This window comes from Streptomyces sp. SCSIO ZS0520 (assembly GCF_025643355.1).
Lineage (GTDB): Bacteria > Actinomycetota > Actinomycetes > Streptomycetales > Streptomycetaceae > Streptomyces > Streptomyces physcomitrii.
Genome location: NZ_CP092644.1, coordinates 212114 through 233697 on the forward strand (window position 1 = coordinate 212114; position 21584 = coordinate 233697).

Annotated in this window: 18 protein-coding genes; 9 read left to right on the plus strand and 9 right to left on the minus strand. The window is 73.2% G+C overall.

The window, feature by feature from the left end:
- Positions 1-217 precede the first annotated feature (217 nt).
- Both MID12_RS00565 and MID12_RS00570 read left to right on the plus strand, forming a co-directional pair.
- Positions 218-1246, plus strand: coding sequence for a 3-oxoacyl-ACP synthase III family protein (locus MID12_RS00565; protein ID WP_263164121.1), 1029 nt, complete (start codon positions 218-220; stop codon positions 1244-1246).
- On the plus strand, positions 1243-2961 hold the full coding sequence (locus MID12_RS00570; RefSeq protein WP_040246056.1) for a 3-hydroxyacyl-CoA dehydrogenase family protein: 1719 nt from the start codon (positions 1243-1245) through the stop codon (positions 2959-2961). The genes MID12_RS00565 and MID12_RS00570 overlap by 4 nt, the downstream gene beginning before the upstream one ends.
- 91 nt (positions 2962-3052) lie before the next feature.
- Here MID12_RS00570 and MID12_RS00575 read toward each other — a convergent pair whose 3' ends face one another.
- The gene (locus MID12_RS00575) at positions 3053-3535 is read right to left on the minus strand and encodes a GbsR/MarR family transcriptional regulator (RefSeq protein WP_052482008.1); all 483 of its coding nucleotides are present in this window, start codon (positions 3533-3535) and stop codon (positions 3053-3055) included.
- Positions 3536-4111: 576 nt separating this feature from the next.
- Between MID12_RS00575 and MID12_RS00580 the strand changes: the two genes are divergently transcribed.
- Positions 4112-5095 carry an ArsR/SmtB family transcription factor gene (locus tag MID12_RS00580; RefSeq protein WP_263164124.1) on the plus strand — a complete coding sequence of 328 codons (984 nt, stop codon included), beginning with the start codon at positions 4112-4114 and terminating at the stop codon, positions 5093-5095.
- A gap of 272 nt (positions 5096-5367) precedes the next feature.
- Here MID12_RS00580 and MID12_RS00585 read toward each other — a convergent pair whose 3' ends face one another.
- Positions 5368-6567 carry an FUSC family protein gene (locus MID12_RS00585; protein WP_263164127.1) on the minus strand — a complete coding sequence of 400 codons (1200 nt, stop codon included), beginning with the start codon at positions 6565-6567 and terminating at the stop codon, positions 5368-5370.
- Positions 6564-8012 carry a sugar porter family MFS transporter gene (locus tag MID12_RS00590; protein WP_411576889.1) on the minus strand — a complete coding sequence of 483 codons (1449 nt, stop codon included), beginning with the start codon at positions 8010-8012 and terminating at the stop codon, positions 6564-6566. The genes MID12_RS00585 and MID12_RS00590 overlap by 4 nt, the downstream gene beginning before the upstream one ends.
- A gap of 292 nt (positions 8013-8304) precedes the next feature.
- Between MID12_RS00590 and MID12_RS00595 the strand changes: the two genes are divergently transcribed.
- A complete protein-coding gene (locus tag MID12_RS00595) occupies positions 8305-9354 on the plus strand; it encodes a glucose 1-dehydrogenase (protein ID WP_040246058.1) in 1050 nt (349 codons plus the stop codon).
- A 114-nt stretch (positions 9355-9468) separates the two neighbouring features.
- On the opposite strand, the gene rocD is transcribed toward MID12_RS00595, so the two are convergent.
- The 3 genes from rocD to MID12_RS00610 all read right to left on the minus strand — a co-directional run bounded on the left by rocD (position 9469) and on the right by MID12_RS00610 (position 12190).
- Positions 9469-10698, minus strand: a complete 1230-nt coding sequence (gene rocD, locus MID12_RS00600) for an ornithine--oxo-acid transaminase (RefSeq protein ID WP_040246059.1) — start codon at positions 10696-10698, stop codon at positions 9469-9471.
- Positions 10695-11510, minus strand: coding sequence for a dimethylargininase (gene ddaH / locus MID12_RS00605; RefSeq protein WP_040246060.1), 816 nt, complete (start codon positions 11508-11510; stop codon positions 10695-10697). Before ddaH ends, rocD begins: the two co-directional genes overlap by 4 nt.
- Positions 11511-11689: 179 nt before the next feature.
- Complete coding sequence (locus tag MID12_RS00610) at positions 11690-12190, minus strand: Lrp/AsnC family transcriptional regulator (RefSeq protein ID WP_040246061.1); 501 nt, start codon at positions 12188-12190, stop codon at positions 11690-11692.
- 216 nt (positions 12191-12406) lie between these two features.
- Between MID12_RS00610 and MID12_RS00615 the strand changes: the two genes are divergently transcribed.
- Together MID12_RS00615 and MID12_RS00620 are read left to right on the plus strand one after the other, a co-directional pair.
- On the plus strand, positions 12407-12784 hold the full coding sequence (locus tag MID12_RS00615; RefSeq protein WP_040246062.1) for a membrane protein: 378 nt from the start codon (positions 12407-12409) through the stop codon (positions 12782-12784).
- Between the two features lie 129 nt (positions 12785-12913).
- Positions 12914-13369 (plus strand): peroxiredoxin, encoded by a 456-nt coding sequence (locus MID12_RS00620; protein ID WP_040246063.1) that lies wholly within the window; start codon positions 12914-12916, stop codon positions 13367-13369.
- 93 nt (positions 13370-13462) lie between these two features.
- Here MID12_RS00620 and MID12_RS00625 read toward each other — a convergent pair whose 3' ends face one another.
- Positions 13463-14698 (minus strand): hypothetical protein, encoded by a 1236-nt coding sequence (locus MID12_RS00625; RefSeq protein WP_411576890.1) that lies wholly within the window; start codon positions 14696-14698, stop codon positions 13463-13465.
- Positions 14699-15092: 394 nt separating this feature from the next.
- Positions 15093-15566, minus strand: a complete 474-nt coding sequence (locus MID12_RS00630) for a DUF5709 domain-containing protein (RefSeq protein WP_263164139.1) — start codon at positions 15564-15566, stop codon at positions 15093-15095.
- 241 nt (positions 15567-15807) lie between these two features.
- Here MID12_RS00630 and MID12_RS00635 point away from each other — a divergent pair, with 241 nt between their 5' ends.
- Positions 15808-16896, plus strand: a complete 1089-nt coding sequence (locus MID12_RS00635; protein ID WP_263164142.1) for a slipin family protein — start codon at positions 15808-15810, stop codon at positions 16894-16896.
- A 154-nt stretch (positions 16897-17050) separates the two neighbouring features.
- On the plus strand, positions 17051-18472 hold the full coding sequence (locus MID12_RS00640) for a PP2C family protein-serine/threonine phosphatase (protein WP_040246066.1): 1422 nt from the start codon (positions 17051-17053) through the stop codon (positions 18470-18472).
- A 108-nt stretch (positions 18473-18580) separates the two neighbouring features.
- Here the strand turns inward: MID12_RS00640 and MID12_RS00645 are convergent, their stop codons facing one another.
- Positions 18581-20092: a hypothetical protein gene (locus MID12_RS00645; RefSeq protein WP_040246067.1), complete on the minus strand. Its 1512-nt coding sequence runs from the start codon at positions 20090-20092 to the stop codon at positions 18581-18583.
- 231 nt (positions 20093-20323) lie between these two features.
- Here MID12_RS00645 and MID12_RS00650 point away from each other — a divergent pair, with 231 nt between their 5' ends.
- Complete coding sequence (locus MID12_RS00650; protein WP_040246068.1) at positions 20324-21433, plus strand: aminoglycoside phosphotransferase family protein; 1110 nt, start codon at positions 20324-20326, stop codon at positions 21431-21433.
- Positions 21434-21584: the final 151 nt, after the last annotated feature.

Genomic DNA, 21584 nt, shown 5'->3' on the forward strand with positions numbered 1-21584 from the left:
TGCCACCGCGACGCGCGTCCCCGGCACTAAAGACTGACCACAGGAGACCGGGGCGTCATCCACCGGACCAGGAGGCAGGGGTCGGTAGGGGTCCAAGCAAGGGTTACCGGTACGGGGTGGACCCGAGAACCATGGCCGAATATCCCATGCGAGCAGTGCGCGGTGAATTACTTTCCGGCTATTCGCGTTCGACCGCAACCATCAGGAGCCCCGCAGCATGACAGGAATAGGAATACTGGGCACCGGGTCGTATCTTCCTGCTGACAGAGTTTCCAATGCCGTCGTCGCCGAACGGGCCGGGGTCACCGAGGAGTGGATCGCGCGCAAGACCGGTATCCGGGAACGCCGTTACGCCGCCGATTCGGAGGCGACATCCGACCTCGCGGTGGAGGCGGCCCGGGCCGCGCTCGACTCGGCGGGACTGGACGCCGCCCAGCTGTCCTGGATCCTCCTGGCGACCTCCACCCCGGACAGCCCGCAGCCGGCCACCGCCTGCCTCGTGCAGGACCGCATCGGCGCGGTGAACGCGGCATCCTTCGACCTCAACTCGGTGTGCAGCGGCTTCGTCTTCGGCCTCGTCACCGCCGCCCGGCTGCTCGCCGCGCCGGGACCGGACGGCCCGGGATACGGACTGGTCATCGGCGCCGACACCTACTCCCGGATCATCGACCGCGAGGACCGGCGCACCGCGATCCTCTTCGGCGACGGGGCGGGCGCCGCGGTCCTCGGACCGGTCAGATCCGGCCACGGCCTGATCGGCTCGCAGCTCTCCACGGTGGGCGGCACCGAGGACCTCATCCGGGTCGAGGCGGGCGGCAGCCGGCTGCCCGCCTCCGAGAAGACCGTCGCCGAGGGCCTGCACCACTTCCGTATGAACGGCCGCGGGGTGAGCGAATTCGTCGCCGCCGAACTGCCGCCCGCCGTACGGGAGGTCATCGCCTCCGGCGGTCTGCGGAACTCCGACATCGACCACTTCATTCCGCATCAGGCCAACGGCGTGATGCTCGCGAAGCTCCTGCCCGAACTCGGTCTCGACCAAGCGCGCACCCATCTGACCGTGGAACGGCACGGCAACACCAGCGCCGCCTCCATCGCGATCACCCTCGACGAGGCGCACCGCTCGGGTGCCTTCGGCGACGGGGACGTGCTGCTGCTCACCGGGTTCGGCGGCGGTATGTCGCTCGGCTCGGCGCTCGTGCGCTGGGACGGTCCGGCCGCCCGCGCCCATCGAAAGGAAACCGTATGACGTCCGCACCGCCCGCCTTCGACTCCGTCGCGGTCTTCGGACTCGGCACCATCGGCTCCGCCCTCACCGCCTCCCTGCTGCGCACCGGCGCGCGGGTGACCGCCGTGGAGGCCGACGAGGCCTCGCTCGCCCGGGGCCGGGAGGCGGTGCGGCAGGCCGCCGGTGAGGCGGCGGAGCAGGTCACGTACACCCTGGACCCGGACGCCGTCGCGGGCAGCGGGCTGGTCATCGAGGCGGTGACCGAGGACCTCGCCCTGAAGGCCGCGGTGCTGCGCCGGGCGGGCGAGGTCTGCGGGCCCGCGACGATCCTCGCGACCACCACCGCGCTCTCCGTCACCCAGGTCGCCGCCGAGACCGGGCGCCTGCCGCGGACCATCGGCCTGCACCCGGTGGGGCACGCCCCGGACGGCGGCGTGGTCGAGGTGGTCGCCACCCCGGTCACCGACCCGGAGGTGCGGGAGCGGACCGCGGAGCTGGTCGCCCAACTCGGCCGTACCGCCGTGGACTCCACCGATCTGCCGGGCTTCACCGGCGGCGGTCTGCTGATGGCCTACCTCGCGGGCGCCGTCGCGATGCTGGAGCGGCGCTACGCCTCCCGCGACGACATCGACGCGGCGATGACGCTGGGCTGCGGACTGCCTCTCGGGCCGCTCGCCCACCTCGACCTGATAGGCCTGGACACCGCGCTCGACACCCTGCGCGGGCTGCACCGCCTCACCGGCGAGCGGCGCTTTTTGCCGCCGCCGCTGCTCACCCACATGGTCACCGCGGGCCTGCTCGGCGTGAAGTCCGGCCGCGGCTTCTACAGTTACCCCGCCGACGCGCCGGGCCGTCCGGTGGCCGCGAGCCCCGGGCTCGGCGAGCCGCGCCCGGTGCGGCAGGTCGGCATCGTCGGCTCCGGCACCATGGCGCGGGGCATCGCGGAGGTCTTCGCCCGCAGCGGCTACGCGACGGTGCTCACCGCCCGCTCCGAGGTCAAGGCGAAGGAGGCGGTCGCCGGGGTCGGCCGCTCCCTGGACCGCGGGGTGAGCCGCGGCAAGCTCTCCGCGGAGGTCGCCGCGACGGCTCTGGACCGGCTGGTGCCCGCCGACGACTTCGGCGCGCTCGCCGACTGCGACCTGCTGATCGAGGCGGTCGCCGAGGAACTCCCGGTCAAGCGGCAGATCTTCGGCGCCCTGGACAAGGCCTGCCGGCCGGACGCGGTGCTCTCCACCACCACCTCCAGCCTGCCCGTGGTCGAGTGCGCGATGGCCACCCGGCGGCCCGGCTCGGTGGTCGGCATGCACTTCTTCAACCCGGCGCCGGTGATGAAGCTGGTCGAGGTGGTCGGCACCGTGCTGACCGCGCCGGACGCGCTGGCCACCGCGCACCGGGTCTGCGCGGACCTCGGCAAGCACCCGGTGGCCTGCGCGGACCGCGCCGGGTTCATCGTCAACGCCCTCCTCTTCCCGTACCTGAACGACGCGGTGCGGCTCCTGGAGGAGCACCGGGCACCGGCCGAGGACATCGACACGGTGATGGCGCAGGGCTGCGGCTATCCGCTCGGCCCGCTGGCCCTGCACGACGTCATCGGGCTCGATGTCTCGCTGCAGATCCAGCGCAGCCTGCACGCGGCCTTCCACGAGGAGTCGCTCGCCCCGGCGGCGCATCTGGAGCACCTGGTCGGCGCGGGCTATCTGGGCCGCAAGACGGGCCGCGGCTTCCGCAGCCACTGAGACGAGCGCGCCCGGCGCCCCGCCACCCCCCAGGGCGGGGCGCCGGGCGCGCTCTCGCGTACCGGCGCGGTGCCGCGTACCGGTGCCGTGCTCAACTCCCGGCGCGGCGGGCCCGCCAGCGGTCCATCAGGGTGGCCAGTTCGCTCTGCATGAACTCGAAGAAGTCGGCGGTTTCGGCCAGTCTCCGTCCGGCCTCGGTCTCCGGCCCGAGGATGTCCACACCCGACTTCAGGGTCGACTCCCAGCGGGAGAGCTCCTTGTCGCGGCTGGTGAAGGCCTCGTACCAGATGTCGGCGCGGACCCGGTAGCGCTCGCGCCGGGAGCCGGGTTCGCGCTCCCGGCCGACCATGTGGATCTGCGAGAGGTAGCGGACCGCGCCGGATATCGCGGCGGGGCTGGCTCTGAGCCGTTCGGCGAGTTCGGCGGAGCTGAGCTGGCCGCTGTCCTCCGCGAGCAGGCAGGCGAAGACGCGGGCGGACATCCTGGGCATGCCCGCCTCAGTGAGATCGGCGGCGAAGCGCTCGACGAAGTCCGGCACCTCTCCCTCGTAGCGCCGCGGTCGGGTCTCGTCCACGCCAACTCCCCTGCCTGGTGCGGTTTTCGGACTCTGACGAACATTAGCCTTCACAAGTTTCTGAAAGTCGAGTAGTTTCGGAAACATCAGGAAGGCGGCCAACCGGCGGGACCGCGCCTCCCCGGCCGTACCACGGCTGAACCGCCCCCCACAGACGGCCGTCCGCGCGGCCGAGGAGCCGTGACCCTGGGACTTCCCCCGCCGCAGGGTCACGGCTCCCTCTTTGCACGGACACGCGGCGTACGCGAGCAACTCCCCCGCCGGGTAAGGGAATCGCGGGGCCCTGGGCCCGCCGACCGCCTCGCGCGCCCCCGTTGGCGCACCGGCCGCCCCGACAGGACCACCCTCACCTCGGCCCCTAAAGCGCTGCTAGTGCGCGCACACCCCACCTGACCTCGCCGGGCCCGCCCCGCCCCCGCACCGCATCGGCCCGCCCGGCATCCGCGTACCGCCGCTACGCTGGCCGGAAGTCGCCCGATCCCTGTCCCATGCCGGTCAGGCGCCGGGCGAACACCGCGGGCGCGCGGGCGAGCCGGGAAGGGCGACGGCAGGGCAACGGCCGGAGGAGGAAGGCGGATGCACGGCTATACGCACTTGCGTCTCGGACCGCTGGACCAGCTGCGCGTCTCGGTGACCGCACACCAGGGCGCCACCCTGCTCTCACTGCTCGCGGACGCCCTCGGCGGCAGGTCCCAGGGGGTGCCCGAGCGGTGGCGGGCCCTGGTCAGGCAGGCGGCGCCGGAGGGCTCCGGGGCCGTGCTCGCCCCGCTCTTCGCCCCCGCGTACTCGGTGATCCCGGACAGCATCACCCCCACCGCCTGCATGCCCGACGGCGATGTGGCCAGCCAGTGCGCCCTGCTCGCCGACCTCTCGCCGGACACCCTGCTGACCGAACTGGAGACGGAGTTCCCGGAGTTCGTCCCGCCCCAGTGGCAGCCGGTGGTGGAGCGCCCCCAGGAGTGGCTGCGGGCCTACGCGCGGCTGCTCGGCTCGGTCTGGGACCAGTTCCGGCCGGTGTGGCGGGGTGCCGGCGCCCTGCTGCACCGGGAGACCGAGCGGGTGGGCACCGCCGCGGTGAGCGGAAACCTGGACGTGCTCCTCGGCTCGGTCAGCAGCCGCTTCCGCTACGGGGAGGGCAGCCTGCGCCTGCCGGACCAGCAGGCGGCCGAGTTCAGCCTCGACGGCAGGCGTCTCGTGCTGGTGCCGATCGTCTCGGGCAGCGGCGCCTCGATGTTCGCCCTGGACCGGCCCGATCTGGTGTGGATCGGCTACCCGATGCCGGGAGTCGGGCGGCTCTGGGAGAACTGCACCGAACCGCACGGCAGCACCGACGCGCTCGCGCTCCTGCTCGGCCCCCGCCGCGCGGCCCTGCTGCGCGCCTGCGAGGAGCCGCTGACCATGGGCGAGATCGCCGTCCGGATCGGCTGCAGCCCCGCCACCCTCACCTACCACTGCGCCCAGCTGGAGCAGGCGGGCCTGCTCCAGCGCGAGCGCCGCGGCCAGCAGGTGCGGCTGTGGCGCACCGAACGCGGCCACTCCGTACTCGACCTGCTCTCCTGAGCCCGGTCCACCGGGGCGCGCGGCCACGGCTTTTGCGCCCGCGCACCGCTTTTCCAGGAACCTCGAAAAGCTTGCACGGCCAGGGACGGAAGGCGAAGCTCGGGCACGTCACCGCCCGGGAGTCCGGGACGGCCGGGATCCCCAGCGCGCGGACCGGCCGTGAGGGGGGCCACCGCCGTGACGGGCGGGCCGGACCCGGCGGTGACCGAGGGGACCGCACTCCACGGGGGAGATGGCGGTCCCTTCTCGTGCCCGTACGCCCGCGCCGGGCCTCAGGGCGTGTACTTGTCCAGCGGGGTGCTCTTGATCATCGGCTTGAGGGGGCTCACCGAGGGCGCGGGGAAGCCGAGTTGCTCGGCGCCCTCGTGGGCGGCGGCGTAGGCCTCGTCCTCGTCCACGCCCGCGAACATCATCACGTCGGCGGCGATCAGGCGCACCACCGGCCAGGAGTCGGCGGCGGGGGCCTGCGGGTCGTCCGCGAACTCGGCCACGTGCCGGGAGAGGTCGAGCATCCGGTTGGCCGCCCGCTGGCGGGTGCCCACGTCGCCGGGGTCCTTGGCGAGGCGGCCGAGGATGCTCGCGAGATCGCTCACCACCGGGGCGAGCCGGCTCCGGCCCTCCTCCCCCTCGCTGACCGCGACCCGGGTGAGCATCAGGCAGCTGCCGCCGAGCACCTCCAGGCGGCCCATGTGCTCGCTCTCGTGCACGATGCGGTCCTTCCTGCGCCACCAGACCGGCGAGCGGCGCGCGGTGTCCACACTGCTGATCCGGACCACGCCGAGTTCCACCAGGCGGTTGTGGACCGCGCGCTGCTGCTCCAGGGACTTCTCGGAGAGGCTGTTGTCCGCGCGGTCGAGGTCGCGGGCCGTGACGTACAGCGAGTCGGACAGCTCCTTGAGGAAGGCCTTCTGGGCGCTGTGCAGCAGGACCACCGGGTCGGCCGGGAGCAGGAACTGGGTGACGACGATGGCGACTCCGGTGCCGATCAGCGCGTCGGTCAGCCGCTGGGGGCCCGCCTCCTCGGTGCCGGTGGCGATGGCGATGATCGCGCTGACGCTGGCCTGGGCGATGACGATGCGCTCCCCGCCGAGGACGAGCGCGGCCAGCATGGAGGCGAACACCGCGGCCCCGAGGGTCAGATAGCCGTGGCCGCCGATGACGGCCATGGACGCCTCGCCGAGCAGGATGCCCACCGAGACGCCGAGCATCAGCCGTACCGCGTTGACGCCGCGCTCCCCGCGGGGGGCGTTGAGGGCCACGATGGTGGCGATCGGGGCGAAGAGCGGCAGATGGTGGTCGACGACATGGCGGGCCAGGTACCAGGCGGCCCCCGCGGCGAGCGCCTGCTGGAGCACCGGCCAGAAGTTGGTGGTGAGCCGCTGCCAGGCGTCGAGACCGGCGGTCTCCATCGGCCCGCTCAGCCCCGCGAGGTCGACCCGGGCCGCGCCGCGCAGCCGCTTGAGCGGGTTCACGCACCACGTCCCGCGCTCGTCCCGCCCCCGCGGTGGAAGCGTTTCGCCAGCCCCTCCTGGATCTCCTCGGCGCTCGCGCCGCGCGTCTCGGGTACGTATCTCGCGACGAACCAGAGCCCGAAGGCGCAGACCCCGGCGAAGATCCAGAAGGTCTCGCCCTGGCCGATGGCGTCGGCGAGCGGCAGGAAGACCAGGCCGACGGTGAAGTTGGCGAGCCAGTTGACGGAGGTGGCCGCGCTGGAGCCGACCGCCCTGACCGACGGCGGGAAGACCTCGCCCACCAGGACCCAGAACACCGGGCCGAGCCCCGCGGCGAAGGAGGCGATGTACAGGACCATGAAGACGAGGGCGATGACGGAGCTGAAGTCCGCCACGAAGGCGAGGCCCATCAGGATCAGCGTGAGCAGCATCCCGGTCAGCGAGAAGAGCATCAGCGGCCGCCGCCCCTTGCGGTCCACGAAGCGCACCGCGACCAGGGTCATGGCCAGGTTGATCAGGCCGATGAAGACCGAGTAGAAGATCGAGTTGGAGGCGGTCAGGCCGGTGTTCTCGATGATGGTGGGCGCGTAGTAGATGATCGTGTTGATGCCGCCGAGCTGCTGGACGGCCGCCACCGTGAGCCCCACCACCAGGGCGGGCCTGAAGGGCGCCGCGAGCAGCACCCGCCAGCCCTTGCCGTGCACATGCGCGGACTCGGCGGCCCGGGCCTCCCGCTCGTCGCGGCGCCGGAAGCGCTCCACGAGCGCGGCGGCACCCGCCTCGTCCTCGGTGACCTGCCGCATGGCCTTGCGGGCCTCGTCCTCGCGGCCCCGCGCGATCAGCCAGGAGGCCGACTCGGGCAGCCGGGTGCAGCAGAGCACCAGGGCGAGCGCCGGGACGAGACCGGCGCCGAACATCCAGCGCCACTCCCCGCTGCTCGCCAGAGAGAGGTCGACGAGGTACGAGACCAGGATGCCGGTGGTGATCATCAGCTGGTTGAGGGTGAGGTTGCGGCCCCGGATCTGCGGCGGCGAGACCTCGGAGAGGTAGAGCGGCACGGTCGCCGAGGCCCCGCCGATCGCGAGGCCGAGCACGATCCGCCCGGCGAGCAGCACCGGATAGCCGGTGGCGGTCACCACGATCACGGTGCCCAGGGCGAAGACCACTCCTTCCAGGGCGAGGGTCCGCCGCCGCCCGAGCCGGTCGGCGACCCGGCCCGCGCCGAGCGCGCCCACCATGGCGCCGAGCAGCAGGATGCTGACCACGCTGCCCTGCTCGAAGGAGTTCAGGTCGAACTCCCGGCGTACGAAGAGCAGGGCACCGGAGACGACGCCGGTGTCGTAGCCGAAGAGGAAGCCGCCGAGCGCGATCATCCAGGCCCAGCGCCGGGCCCTGGCCATGCCCCGCTCGGAGAGGTGGACGGGGTCCTCGTCCTCGCCGGTCTGCGTGTTCGTCTGGCTCGTCATCGAGGGCGGCCCTTCCGGAGCGTCGTACGGCGGATCGGGAGCGGCGCGCGGAAGTGCGGCGGCGGGGATCCGCGCGCGGTCTGGCGCATGGGTTCCACCGGGGCGCCCGCCGCAAGCGGCACCGGCGCGGATTCCACCGACCGGCCGTGCCCCGCGCCGCTGGAGGGGACACCGGGCCCCGGCGCCCTTAGCGTGAGCGAGGAGTGAGCGGGCGGTCACGTCTCGTCGTAGCCCTGCCCGGGCGGCACCCCGCCGCCGGGCACCGACATCCCGCGAGGGGAGCGCAGTCATCATGAAGGCGATCACGGTCGTCCCCGGAGATCCCGGCCAGGTGCGGGTCGAGGAGGTCCAGGACGCGAAGCCGGCCCAGGGCGAACTGCTCGTCGAGGGGCTGCTGCTCGGCCTCTGCGGCACCGACGCCGACATCGTCGAGGAGGGCTACGGCTGGGTGCCGCCCGGTCAGCAGCGCCTGCTCCTCGGCCATGAGTCGCTGGGCTCGGTGCGGGACGCCCCGCCGGGCAGCGGCTTCGCCCCGGGCGACCTGGTGGCGGGCATCGTACGGCGGCCCGACCCGGTGCCCTGCGAGCCCTGCGCGCACGGCTCCTGGGACTTCTGCAGCAACGGCCGGTACACCGAGCGCGGCATCAAGGAGCTGGACGGCTACGGCTCCCAGCTGTGGCGCATCGAGCCGGAGTACGCCATCAAGCTCGACCCCCGGCTCGGCGACTGCGGGGTCCTCCTGGAACCGGCCTCGGTGCTCGCCAAGGCCTGGGAGCAGATCGACCGCTTCGTCACCCGGGCCCCGCTGCGCCCGAGGACGGTCCTGGTCACCGGCGCCGGGCCGATCGGCCTGCTGGCGGCGCTGATGGGCGCCCAGCGCGCCCTGGAGGTGCACGTCCTGGACGTCAACGGGGACGAGCCCAAGGCGCAGCTGGTGAAGGACCTCGGCGCCACCTTCCACGTGGGCTCCCTGGACGACGCCAAGGTGACCCCGGAGCTGATCGTCGACACCACCGGGCACGGACCGCTGGTCTTCGACCTCACCGGCAAGGTGGCCCCCTCGGGGGTGATCTGCCTGACCGGCATCGCCTCGGACTCCCGGCGCACCCCCGTGCCGCTGGACGAGAGCAACAAGGAGATGGTCCTCGAGAACACGGTGATGTTCGGCTCGGTCAACGCCAACCGGCGCAATTTCGAGCAGGCCGCCGAGGCGCTCGCGGACGCGGATCTGCGCTGGCTGCGGCGGCTGATCACCCGCAAGGTCCCGCTGAGCGGCTTCACCCCGGAGTTCCTGCACAAGCGGCCCGAGGACGTGAAGGTCGTCGTCGATCTGCAGGCCTGAGCCCGGGGTCCGCCGTACGCGAGCGGCGGCGCGGGGCTCTCGCACCCGCGCCGCCGCTCGCACTGTCCGTGCCTCCGGTCCGTACCTCCCTCTCGGCCGTACGGACGGCCCGTCTCAGCCCGCGAGTACGGTCTCCAGCGCGCCGAGCCCGGAGACCAGGTCCTCCTCGCTGATCGACAGCGGCGGGGCGAACCGGATCGTCGAGCCGTGGGTGTCCTTCACCAGGACGCCCTCGGCCATCAGCCGCTCGCTGATCTCACGTCCCGTGCCGAAGGCCGGGTCGATGTCGACGCCCGCCCACAGACCGCGCGCCCGGTAGCCGACCACCCCGTGCCCGACCAGGGCGGAGAGCCGGTCGGCGAGCACCACACCGAGGTCCTTGGCGCGCTGCTGGAACTCGCCGGTCTCCAGGAGGTCGACGACCGCGCTGCCGACGGCCGCCGCCAGCGGGTTGCCGCCGAAGGTGGAGCCGTGCTGGCCGGGGCCGAGCACACTCATCACCTCGCGCCTGCCGACCACCGCCGAGACCGGCACGATGCCGCCGCCGAGCGCCTTGCCGAGCAGCAGCAGGTCGGGCAGGACGGCCTCGTGCGCCACGGCCAGGGTGGTGCCGGTGCGGCCGAGGCCCGACTGGATCTCGTCGGCGATGAACAGGACGTTCGCGCGCCGGGTCAGCTCCCGGACCCCGGCGAGGTAGCCGTCGGTGGGGATGAGCACCCCCGCCTCGCCCTGGATGGGCTCGATCAGCACGGCGGCCGTGTTCTCGTCGACGGCGGCCTCCAGGGCGGCCAGGTCGTCGTAGGGCACCGTGCGGAAGCCCGGGGTGAAGGGGCCGAAGCCGGTGCGGGCCACCGGGTCGTCGGAGAAGCTGACGATGGTGGTGGTCCGGCCGTGGAAGTTGCCCGCGGCCACCACGATGTTCGCCTGGTCCGGGGCGACCCCCTTGACCTCGTACGCCCATTTGCGGGCCAGCTTGATGCCGCTCTCCACGGCCTCCGCACCGGTGTTCATCGGCAGCGTCATGTCGAGGCCGGTGAGGTCGGAGAGCTGTTCGGCGAAGCCCGCCAGGCGGTCGTTGTGGAAGGCCCGCGAGGTCAGCGTGAGCTGGTCGAGCTGGCGGTGCGCGGCCTCGATGAGCGCCGGGTGGCGGTGGCCGAAGTTCAGCGCCGAGTACCCGGCCAGCATGTCCAGGTAGCGGCGTCCCTCGACGTCCTCGACCCAGGCGCCCTCGGCCTTCGCGACCACCACCGGCAGCGGGTGGTAGTTGTGCGCGAGCCGGGACTCCTCGGCGTGGATGAGCTCGGCCGAGGAGCGGCGGCCGGTGTTCTGGGGCTGAGCGGTCATGCGGGACGTACCTCCTGGGTGCAGCACTTGGCGCTTCCGCCGGCCTTGTGCAGTTCGGAGAGATCGACGGGGATCGGTTCGTAGCCGCGCTCGGCGAGCTGGGCGGTGAGCTGCCCGGCGCCCGGCGAGACGATCACATGGCGGCCGTCGGAGACGGCGTTGAGGCCGAAGGCGAAGGCGTCCTCGCGGGTGGCCAGGATCGCGTCCGGGTACAGCCGCTGCAGCGCCTCCCGGCTGCCCGGCGAGAAGGCCTCCGGGTAGTAGGCGATGTTCTCGTCGTCGAGGGCGAACAGCGCCGTGTCGAGGTGGTAGAAGTACGGGTCGGTCAGGTGCAGGCTGACCACCGGGATCCCAAGGTACTCCTGCGCCTCCTGGTGCGCGGCGAGCGCGGTGCGGAAGCCGGTGCCCGCGAGCAGGTGCCGGCCGACCGTCACCAGGTCGCCCTCGCCCTCGCAGACGAACTCGGGCTCCCGTACGTCGAAGCCCGCCGCCTTGAACCAGGCCTGGTGCGCCGGGGCCTCCGCCACCCGCTCGGGGGCGTAGAAGCGGGAGCCGAGCACCCGGCCGCCGACCACGGCGGCGCCGTTGGCCGCGAAGACCATGTCGGGCAGCCCGGGCACCGGTTCGAGGAGCTCCACGGTGTGACCGAGCGAGCGGTAGGTGTCGACCAGCTCCTGCCACTGGGCGAGGGCCAGGGCCGGGTCGACCGGTGCGCCCTCGGTCATCCAGGGGTTGATCGCGTAGGTCACGTCGAAGTAGCGCGGCTCGCACATGAGGTATCTGCGCGTTCGGGCAGCGGGCGTGGACGGCACAGGGGTTTCCTCTCGCCGTAGGGCAAACGCGGGGATGCCTCCACGGTAGGAACACCGGTGATCTGCGACAACGCCTGTGGATTGCGTGTACTCGCAGGAGTTTTGCGTCCATCGCGCATGGTGCGGGGTTTCTTTTCACCCGCCCCGCCAATCCTCCTGCCCCGCTGGAGGATTGGGGCTCAGGAGCCCTCCTCGGCGCCCCGCGGCGGGGCCGAGGCACCGGCGTCGGGCGAGCCGGGCAGCAGGTGGGTCAGGACGATGACGCTGTTGGTGCGGCGGACGAAGTCCTCGGCCCGGATGCGTTCGAGCACCTCCTCGAAGTGCTCGATGTCGGCGGCGCGGATGTGCAGCAGGGCGTCGGCACCCCCGGTGACCGTCATGGCGGCGACCACCTCCGGGTAGGTGCGGGCCACCTCGGCGAGTCTGCGGGGCGGGGCGGCGCCCTCGCAGAAGACCTCGACATAGGCCTCGGTGCGCCAGCCGAGGGCGCTCGGGCGGACCACGGTGGTGAAGCCGGTGATGACCTCGCTCTCGCGCATGCGGTCGACCCGGCGTTTGACGGCCGCCGGGGAGAGGCCGATCTCCTGGCCGATCTCCACGAAGCTGCGGCGGGCGTTCGCCACCAGGGCGGCGAGGATCTTGCGGTCGAGTGGGTCGAGGGACACCGGCTGATGTGCCATGTGCGAGGTGCTCCTGCCTTCCTGGTTGCTCCGCCGGGTGCGCGGTGCCGCCGCGCGTCACCTGGAGCTTCGCGCACCCGGCCCCCTTCGCGCGAGCTCCCGCCGACGTGGCTGCCCAGGACGGCGGCCCCGCACTCCCCCGGAAGCCGCCCGACACCCCTCACGCTGTTTACTTACCGTCTAGTAGGCTCCCGGGAAATCCCTCAAGGAGCCCCCATGCCGCAGAACATCAGCTCCCCGAAACTCCTCGCCGGACTGCTCGCCGGAGCAGGCCTTGCCCATCTCGCCGTCCCCCGGGTCTTCGACGCGATGGTGCCGCGCGTCCTGCCCGGCCCCGCCCGCACCTGGACCCAGGCCAGCGCGGCGGTGGAGTTCGCGCTCGCCGCGGGGGTCGCCTGGCCGCGGACCCGCCGGATCGCGGCGAAGTCGGCCGCCGCCTTCTTCGTCGGCGTCTTCCCCGGCAACGTCCAGATGGCCCTCGACTGGCGCACGAAGCCCGCCCCGCTGCGCAACGCCGCGCTGGCCCGGCTGCCGCTCCAGGCACCGCTCGTCCTGTGGGCGCACCAGGTCGGCAAGAAGGCCGGCAGGCCCTGAGCCGGGCGGGCGGCGCGGGCGGTCCGTACGCGCCGCCCGGGCACCGGCGCTCAGCAGGTCGGCACCGCAGTACGTCGGCACCGCAACCGCGGTACGTCAGCGCATCAGCAGATCGGCGGAGGAGCGCACATGAAGATCGGTGACCTGGTCGAGGACTTCGAACTGCCCGACGAGAACGGCGAGATGCGGAGCCTGACCGGCCTGCTCGCCGAGGGCCCGGTGGTGCTCTTCTTCTACCCGGCCGCGCTCACCCCGGGCTGCACCGCCGAGGCCTGCCACTTCCGCGACCTGGCCGCGGAGTTCCGCGCCGCGGGCGGCCGCCCGGTCGGCGTCAGCGGCGACAGCGTGGCCCGCCAGCAGGAGTTCTCCGGCAGGCACACCCTCGGCTACCCGCTGCTCTCCGACCCCGAGGGCGGCGTCCGGGAGCGCTTCGGCGTGAAGCGGGGCCTGACGGTGCTGCCGACCAAGCGGGCCACCTTCGTGATCGGCACCGACCGGCGGGTCGTCGAGATCGTCCGCAGCGAACTGCGCATGAGCGCCCACGCGGACCGCGCCCTGGCGGCCCTGCGCGGGCTGTCCGCCTGAGCGCCGCAGGGCCTTGCGGGCCTTGCGGGCCTTGCGGGCCTTGTGCGAGGGGCCCGGCGCGCGGCAAGCCGCGCCGGGCCCCGCCGCGGCCGCTCAGGAGGCGGCGGCCGCGCCCTTGCCCGCCGCGGCGAGGTACTTCCTCCAGCCGCCCGCGGGCCGCTCGCCGATCTCCAGGCTCTGCAGCCGGTCGAGGACGGCCGGGTCCTGCGCGTCCAGCCAGTCCACGAACTGACGGAACGACACCAGCCGCACCTCCTTCTCGTCCGCGACCCGCTTCAGCGTCTCCTCGACGGCGTCCATGTAGATCCCGCCGTTCCACTCCTCGAAGTGGTTGCCGATGAACAGCGGCGCCCGGTTGGTCTCGTAGGCCCGGCGGAAGCCCGCGAGATAGGCCCCGGTCGCCTGGGTGCGCCAGGCCGGGTAGTTGTACGAGGGGGCCCGGGTGCTGTTGAGCGACTGGTTGGCGAGGATGTTGTAGTCCATCGACAGGACCTCGAAGCTGTGCCCGGGGAAGGGGATCCCCTGGAGCGGCAGGTCCCACAGCCCCTGCTTCTTGCGCGGCCAGCGCTGTACGCCGCCGGGCGAGGAGGCGTCGTAGCGCCAGCCCATCTCGCGGGCGGTGGGCAGCAGATTGCCCTGGCCGAGCAGGCAGGGGGTGCGGCCGCCGACCAGTTCCTTGTCGTAGTCGAAGGGCAGCGGGTCGTCGTCGGCCCAGCCGGTGTTCGTCCGCCAGGTCTTGATGAACTCCCTGGCCTGCTCGATCTCGCTGCGCCACTGCGCGGGCGTCCAGTGCTCCACGCTGCCGCTGCCGCCGCAGAAGTGGCCGTTGAAGTGAGTGCCGATCTCATGGCCGTTGAGCCAGGCCTGGCGCACGTACCGCAGCGTCTCCTTGAGGTGCGGATCGGAGAGGTAGCCGATGTCCGAGGCGCCGACCGTGTTGTTCGGCGGCCGGTACAGGCGGCGCTTGGACTCCGGGAGCAGGTACACCCCGGAGAGGAAGAAGGTCATGTGCGCGCCGTGCTCCTCGGCGAGCTCCAGGAAGCGGGGGAAGAGCCCGTTGCCGACCTCGCCCGCGCCGTCCCAGGAGAAGACCACGAACTGCGGTGGCGTCTCGCCCGGTTCGAGCCGTACGGGCTCGTCGGGCTGGTTCGGCTGCCTGCCGGTGTACGCGGTCGAGCCGTCCCCGATGAGCCGCGGCGCGCTCCGGCGCGCGGAGTCGGCGCCCGGCGCGGCCTTGCGTTCCGGCCCGGCGGGCCCGTGCTCGCCCGGGCGGCTCACGGTGCCGCACCCGGCAAGACCCGCGGCGGCGGCTCCCAGTCCCAGCCCCATTCCCACTGCGCCTCTACGGCTGATCTCGCTCACTGGCATCCCAACCCGTGCCGCACCACAGCACGTTGTGACTCGGCGACTGACATGCCAGACCATAAATCACATAAATAGATAAATACGACATTCCGTCCGGCGTGCCGGGCAGTGGAGTGAGGGGCCGGGGTCCGTCGGGTTCCGTCGGCGAGCTCGGTGGCGCGGCGCAGACCGCGGTGTCAGGCCGGAGCGCCGAGCGGGCCGGGAACCGCCCGGAGGCTCCGAAGAGGGAAGCACCGAAGAGGGAGGCACCGAAAGCGGCGAGGCGGGGGAAGGAAACCGGGCGACCGCGCGCGGAACGACGAACCCGGCGGGACAGCGGCAGCGACAGCGGCAGCGACGGACGCAGGGCCAGCAGCCCTCAGGCGAAGGACGTGGGCCCCTCGCCCTCGTCGACCACGTGCATCGCCGCCTCCTCCGCCGAGGCGGCCGCACCGTCGATGCCGACGTCCGCGGCGAGCAGATCCCCCTCCACGTTCCCGTGGGCGCCCTCGTCCGGGGCGACCAGCCGGCCCGCCCGTGCGGCGCCGACCTCTCCGTCGCCGAACTCGTCGTCGTCGAGGTCCCGGTAGGCCCGGCCGTCCGGCACCTGCACATCGGGCAGTTCCTCGGCGAGGCGCTCCTCCAGGGACTCCCCGCGCATCTGCTCGGCGGCCGTCACACCCACGCTCTCCACGCCGAGCGCCCGCTCGGGCGGCGAGTACCCCTCGTCGAGCGGATCGGCGACCTCGTCGACGATCAGGGTGTCGTCGGCCTCCAGGAGGCCTTCGTCGTCCTGGACCTCGGAGCCGTCCGGCTGGTAGACGTCGTCGCCACGGGCGTTGTCGCCGTTCACGAAGACCTCCCTCCGGGGCGGCGGGCGGCCGCACGCGCGACCCCCGGAACCGGTACGGCCGGTGTCCCGCCTGCTGCGGGCACCGCCCGCGTGCCTCCCATGGTCCTCCTGCGCCGCCGATCCGCAACAGCCCGGACCCGGCCCTCCTGACGCTGCGTACCGGTCCGTACGCGACCTCTGGCCACCGGGCGAAAGCGGCCTACCATGGCATTACGGGCGTACGAGGCGTCAGGGGGCCAAGATGCTCGAAGAACTTCTGGCAGCAGGGGCAGGCCTGGTCACCGCGGGCGCCCTGTACACGGCGGCTGCCGCACGCGTGGTGAAGCAGTACGAGCGCGGCATCGTCTTCCGGCTCGGGCGGCTCAGCGGCGGGGCCCGCGGCCCCGGCTTCACGATGGTCGTCCCCGGCTTCGACCGGCTGCGCAAGGTGAACATGCAGATCGTGACGATGCCGGTGCCCGCACAGGAGGGCATCACCCGGGACAACGTCACGGTCCGGGTCGACGCGGTCGTCTACTTCCGGGTGGTGGACGCGGCGAACGCCATCGTCCAGGTCGAGGACTACCGGTTCGCGGTCTCGCAGATGGCGCAGACCTCCCTGCGGTCCATCATCGGCAAGAGCGATCTCGACGACCTCCTCTCCGACCGCGAGAAGCTGAACCAGGGCCTGGAGCTGATGATCGACAGCCCGGCCGTCGGCTGGGGGGTGCAGATCGACCGGGTGGAGATCAAGGACGTCTCGCTGCCCGACACCATGAAGCGCTCGATGGCCCGCCAGGCGGAGGCCGACCGGGAGCGCAGGGCCCGCGTCATCAACGCCGACGCCGAGCTGCAGGCCTCCAAGAAGCTCGCCGAGGCGGCCTCCGTGATGTCCCAGCAGCCGGCCGCCCTCCAACTGCGGCTGCTCCAGACCGTCGTGGCGGTCGCGGCGGAGAAGAACTCCACCCTGGTCCTCCCCTTCCCGGTGGAGCTGCTGCGCTTCCTGGAGCGCGCCCAGCAGAACACCGCCCCGGGGCCCGAAGCACCCGCCGGTGCCACCGCGAGCCCCGGCCCGGCACCGGACGGCGCCCCACCGGCCGCCCCGGACACCGTCCCGCCCACCGCGTCCGAGGGCCCGCCGCCGCCCTTCCCGGAGGTCGCGCTCCCGGATGTGCCGCTCCCGGACATGCCCCTGCCCGAGGCGCCCGGCGCCATCCCGGCCCCGCCCGAGCGCCCGGACGCAACCGCGGCACCGGACACGGGCACCGGCGGCGGGACGGATCCGGCGGGCTCCGGGCCGGTCCCGCCCGGCACCGCGCCCCGGCATCCCGACGGCGGCCCGGCCTCGTAGACGCGCCCTCGCCGGGCCGGGGTCATATGCCCTGAGCACCACCGAATCGGGTGTTGCCAAAGCCCTTACGTGTGGTCGCCGACTGTGTCAGAGTCGTAACCGATCGTTCTGACAGAACAGGACGTACCGTTCCGTAGCCCGCCCCGGAGTGTGCATGCCCTCCCCCCTCTCGCCGGACCGCCCCGGCGGACCGCCGCCCGGCCGTGAGGCGGTCGACGCCCTCATCAGCCGGACCCGCGGTCTGCGCGGCGAGGTGGTGGCGGTGCGGCGCGGGACGCCCGAGGGCGGGGATCCGCGGGGGCGTTGGCAGCGGGCCCTGTTCGACCTGGCGGTGCGCCACCTTGACGCACTGGACGAACACCTGGCGCAACTGCGCGACGGACCCGCCCCGCCGACCGGGCCCGAGCAGGTGCCCGCACAGCGCCGCCGGGCCGATGCCCCCGCCCCCGCCCCGCTGTTCAGCCGGGTCGGCAGCGCGGAGTGGAATCTGCTCACCGGCGAGGTGAACTGGTCGGGCGAGCTGTACGAGATCCTCGGCCGCTCCCCCGCCGCCGCCCCGCTGACCCTGGACGAACTGCCCGCGCTGGCGCACGAGGACGACCGGGCGATGCTCACGGCCCTGCTCACGGACTGCCTGGTCGAGGCGAAGCCGATCGACGGCGAGTTCCGCGTGCTGCACCGAGGCGGCGCCGTGCGCACGGTGCACATGATGGCCGAGCCGGTGCTCGACCAGGACGGCGGCACCGGATCGATGTGGGCGGTGCTGCGCGATGTGAGCGAACTGCGGCGCAGCGAGCGCGCCCTGGACGACAGCCGCGGCTTCCTGGAGCGGCGGCTGCACCTCGCCCAGACCGAGCACCGCCTCGCGGTGGAGCTCCAGGAGTCGGTGCTGCCGCCCTGGCGGGGCTCGCTCGGCGGCGCACACGGCAGCGGCTCCCTCGACCTGGCGGCCCGCTACCTCCCCTCCGCGACCGCCTCGCTCATCGGCGGCGACTGGTACGACGCGCTGCCGCTGCCGGACGGCCGCAGCCTGCTGAGCGTCGGCGACCTGACCGGGCACGGCGTCACCGTGACCTCGGGCATGGCGATGCTCCTCGGCGCCCTGCGCGGCATGGCGGTGGCCGGCACCGAGCCGGGCAGCCTGCTCGGCTGGCTCAACCAGCTCATGGACTCCTCCGTGCAGCCCGCGCTCGGCAGCGCCGTGTGCTGCCGCTTCGACCCCGCCGCCGGGAGCATCGACTGGGCGCAGGCCGGACACCCCGCCCCGCTGCTGTTCCGCGACGGGGCGGGGCGCGCCCTCCCCCCTCCGGAGGGTGTGCTGCTCGGCGCCACCTCGGGCGCCGTGTACGAGCAGCGCACCGAGCGGCTGCTGCCCGGGGACGTACTCCTGCTGCACACCGACGGGCTGGTCCCGCGGCGTGCCGGGGCCGCCGCCCAGGAGCGGCTGCTCGCGCTGGCCCCGCGGCTGGCCGGGGCCCGCTCCGCGCAGGCCTGCGTGCGCACGATCGTCGAGGAGTTCGGCGAGATCGAGCGCGAGGACGACGCCTGCGTGCTCGTCGCGCGGCTTCCCCGCTGACCGGGCGTACGGCGTCGGCGTACGGAGCCGGTGTCCGGGCAGGGGTGACCGGCGTCCGGTGCCGGTGTCCGGGCGGGTGAGCGGCGAGGCGTGCCGGCGAGGGTGTGTTCAGACCAGGCGGCCGCCCTTGCCCTTCCCCTTTCCGGTGCTCTTGCCGACCTGCTTCGGCATCGCCAGCTGGATCTCGCTGCGCAGCTCCTCGATCCGGGGGTACCCCGCGTACTGGCCGGTGAGCCGGTACATCTCGCGCAGCCGGTCCCAGGTCCGGTGCGAGGAGTTGGAGCCCATGGAGACCAGCGCGAGCCGCGCGTAGCGGTCCGCCTGCTCCGGGTCGTCGGCGAGGAAGCACGCCGAGGCCAGTGAGAGGTAGTCGAAGATCTGCGAGCGCTGCCGCCCCTGGGCGCGCAGTTCGATCGCCTCCTTGGCGTGGCGCTGGGCCGTGCTCGCCGCCGAGGGATCGTGCTCGGCGAGGGTGCGGTACGCGAGCGCCTGCATGCCGTGCAGGTCCGCCTCGTCGAACATCTGCATCCAACTGGGCGGCGGCACATCGCCCTTGTCCGAGACGAAGAGGTCCTCCGCCGCGCCGAGGGTGCGCCGCATGGCCTGCCCCTGGCCCATCGAGGCCTGCGCCCAGGCCTCGATGGTGAAGAGCATCGCCCGGGTGCGCGGCAGGGTCTGGTCCCCGGAGCCCGACTTGGCGAGCTTCATCAGGTCCAGGGCGTCGTCGGGCCGGCCCAGGTGCACCATCTGCCGTGCGGCCCGCGAGAGGGCCTCACCGGCGCGGGGCCGGTCGCCGCCCTCCCGGGCCGCGTGCGCGGCGATCACGAAGTACTTCTGGGCGGTGGGTTCGAGGCCCACGTCGTGCGACATCCACCCGGCCAGTACGGCGAGGTTGGCGGCGACGCCCCACAGGCGCCGGTGGAGATGGTCGGGGTGGCGGTAACTGAGCATGCCGCCCACCTCGTTGAGCTGGCCGACCACCGCCTTGCGCTGGAGTCCGCCGCCGCGGGCGGCGTCCCAGGCGCGGAACACCTCCACCGAGCGTTCCAGTTCCTCGATCTCCTGGGAGCCGATGGGGGCGGCTTCGTATCGGTCGAACCCGGCGGGTTCTGCGTGCAGGGGGTTGTCGGTCGTGGGGGTGGCAGCCGCGAGGGCCGGATCGGTGCGCAGCCAGTCGTGCATGGCGCTGCTGAGTGCGGATCCCGCGGCGAGCGCGGCACCCGCGCCCACCAAGCCGCGTCGGTTGAGCATGAGGTCCATTCCCGTGAATTCGGTGAGGACCGCGGCAGTCCGCTCAGGCGCCCAAGGCACTCCGTCGGGATGCTGCTCGCTCCCGCCGACGAGCCGTTTCCCCGCACGCCCGTGGCGGACCAGTCCGAGATCCTCGATGGTCACGACACGGCCGAGTCGCTCGGTGAACAGCGCCGCCAGCACCCTCGGCACCGGATCGCGCGGGATCTCTCCCCTGTCGATCCAGCGCCGCACCCGCGAGGTGTCCGTGGCCAGTTGCGGATGGCCCATGGCCGCCGCCTGCCGGTTCACGAGTCTCGCGAGCTCGCCCTTGGACCAGCCGGTCAGGCCGAACAGGTCCGAAAGGCGGGTGTTGGGTGCGCCGCTCACGTCAAGCCCCCAGGTTCTCGGCTGAGTTGACAGTACCCAGCTGTCAGTTGCGGAGCGACTATTCGCCAGGGTTCGCCAGGGTCCGCCAGATGGTGTGCCAGTGGGCCACCGGTGTCTGGTAGAGGTGCGCCACCCCGCCCCGGTGACCGAGGGAGCTCTCCCCAGGGTGCACCGGAGGCCACCGGGCGGGTGGCGCCGTCTCACTGGCACACGAAGGGATCTGTACCGACCATGTACACAGCATCGTCCTCCGTGTCCGCCCCGCCCCGGCCCGCGCGGCTCCGGCCGCCGTCCGGCGGTCCCTATCCGGATCCGGCGCGGCCCGTCGCCTCCCCCTCCCCCCGTGTGGGCGGCCAGACCCGCTTAGGCGCCCGCGGTACGCCCGCGCTGAGCGGAAGACTCGACCTCTCCGGGCAGCAGGGCGCGCAGCTGCGCGGCGCCCTGGTCTCGGTGCACCGCATCTGCCCCGAGTTCAACCCGGTGCAGCTGCTGCGGCGCAGCCAGCGCTCCGTGCTCCTGGTGGGCACCACCGGCCGCAGCACCGCGGTCGCCAAGGTCCTGATCGACACCTCCGCGCGCTCCATGGAGCGGATGCAGCACGAAATAGCTGCCTACCGCGCCTTCGTCCGGCACCGGCCGCCGGTACGCGCGCCCCGGCTCATCGCCGCCGACCCGGACAGCGGGACCCTGGTCGTCGAGCGGCTGCCCGGACGGATGGCGGCGGCCCAGCGGCACCCGGTGGAGGCGCCGCCGCGCGCGGACGTCCGTGCCGTGCTCGACGCCCTGTACCTCCTCAACCGGTGGACGCCGCCCGAGGAGTGCTTCGGCAGGCCCCTCGACTACACCGAACTGATGGCCCGCGACCACGAGCGGGGCCTGCTGACCGACCGCGACCTGGACGATCTGCAGAAGCTGCTGCACGGCTTCGCGCAGTCCGCGGGGCGCTTCGGCGGCTTCCAGTTCTGCCACGGCGACGCCCTGCTGCCGAATGTGCTGCTCTCCCCCGGCGGGCCGGTGCTCGTCGACTGGGAGCGCGCGGGCTGGTATCTGCCGGGCTACGACCTGGCCACCCTGTGGGCGGTGCTCGGCGACGCCCCCATGGCGCGCCGCCGCATCAGCCGGCTCGCCCACCGGGAGGGCCCCGCCGCCCGGGACGCCTTCCTGGTCAATCTGATGCTGGTCCTCACCAGGGAGATCCGTCTCTACGAGGCCGCCGCCCAGCGGGCCCTGCGCGAGTCCGGCGCCTCCGCGGGCGAGGAGCACCGGCTGCTGCTCCGCCGGTTGCACGAGGACGCCAACCTGGCGCGCAAGGCGGTACGGGCCGCGGTGGGCACCCGCTGACCACGTGTCGCGAAGGGCCTGCTGGGCGCCTGAACCCAGCAGGCCCTCCGCGGCATCCGCGGCGGGACCACGCCCCTCGACCACCGCGCCCCGACCAGCTCCGCGGGCGGAGCGCCGCCGCCTCCCCTCGGCGGTACGCCCGCGCGCTGCC

Excerpts from the sequence above, each read along its gene's own strand:
- MID12_RS00590 (WP_411576889.1), bottom strand. The coding sequence starts at position 8,012 with ATGACGAGCCAGACGAACACGCAGACCGGCGAGGACGAGGACCCCGTC.
- MID12_RS00610 (WP_040246061.1), bottom strand. The coding sequence starts at position 12,190 with ATGGCACATCAGCCGGTGTCCCTCGACCCACTCGACCGCAAGATCCTC.
- MID12_RS00625 (WP_411576890.1), bottom strand. The coding sequence starts at position 14,698 with ATGGGGCTGGGACTGGGAGCCGCCGCCGCGGGTCTTGCCGGGTGCGGC.
- MID12_RS00635 (WP_263164142.1), top strand. The coding sequence starts at position 15,808 with ATGCTCGAAGAACTTCTGGCAGCAGGGGCAGGCCTGGTCACCGCGGGC.
- MID12_RS00650 (WP_040246068.1), top strand. The coding sequence starts at position 20,324 with ATGTACACAGCATCGTCCTCCGTGTCCGCCCCGCCCCGGCCCGCGCGG.
- MID12_RS00620 (WP_040246063.1), top strand. The coding sequence starts at position 12,914 with ATGAAGATCGGTGACCTGGTCGAGGACTTCGAACTGCCCGACGAGAAC.
- rocD (WP_040246059.1), bottom strand. The coding sequence starts at position 10,698 with ATGACCGCTCAGCCCCAGAACACCGGCCGCCGCTCCTCGGCCGAGCTC.
- MID12_RS00570 (WP_040246056.1), top strand. The coding sequence starts at position 1,243 with ATGACGTCCGCACCGCCCGCCTTCGACTCCGTCGCGGTCTTCGGACTC.
- MID12_RS00565 (WP_263164121.1), top strand. The coding sequence starts at position 218 with ATGACAGGAATAGGAATACTGGGCACCGGGTCGTATCTTCCTGCTGAC.
- MID12_RS00615 (WP_040246062.1), top strand. The coding sequence starts at position 12,407 with ATGCCGCAGAACATCAGCTCCCCGAAACTCCTCGCCGGACTGCTCGCC.
- MID12_RS00640 (WP_040246066.1), top strand. The coding sequence starts at position 17,051 with ATGCCCTCCCCCCTCTCGCCGGACCGCCCCGGCGGACCGCCGCCCGGC.
- MID12_RS00580 (WP_263164124.1), top strand. The coding sequence starts at position 4,112 with ATGCACGGCTATACGCACTTGCGTCTCGGACCGCTGGACCAGCTGCGC.
- MID12_RS00595 (WP_040246058.1), top strand. The coding sequence starts at position 8,305 with ATGAAGGCGATCACGGTCGTCCCCGGAGATCCCGGCCAGGTGCGGGTC.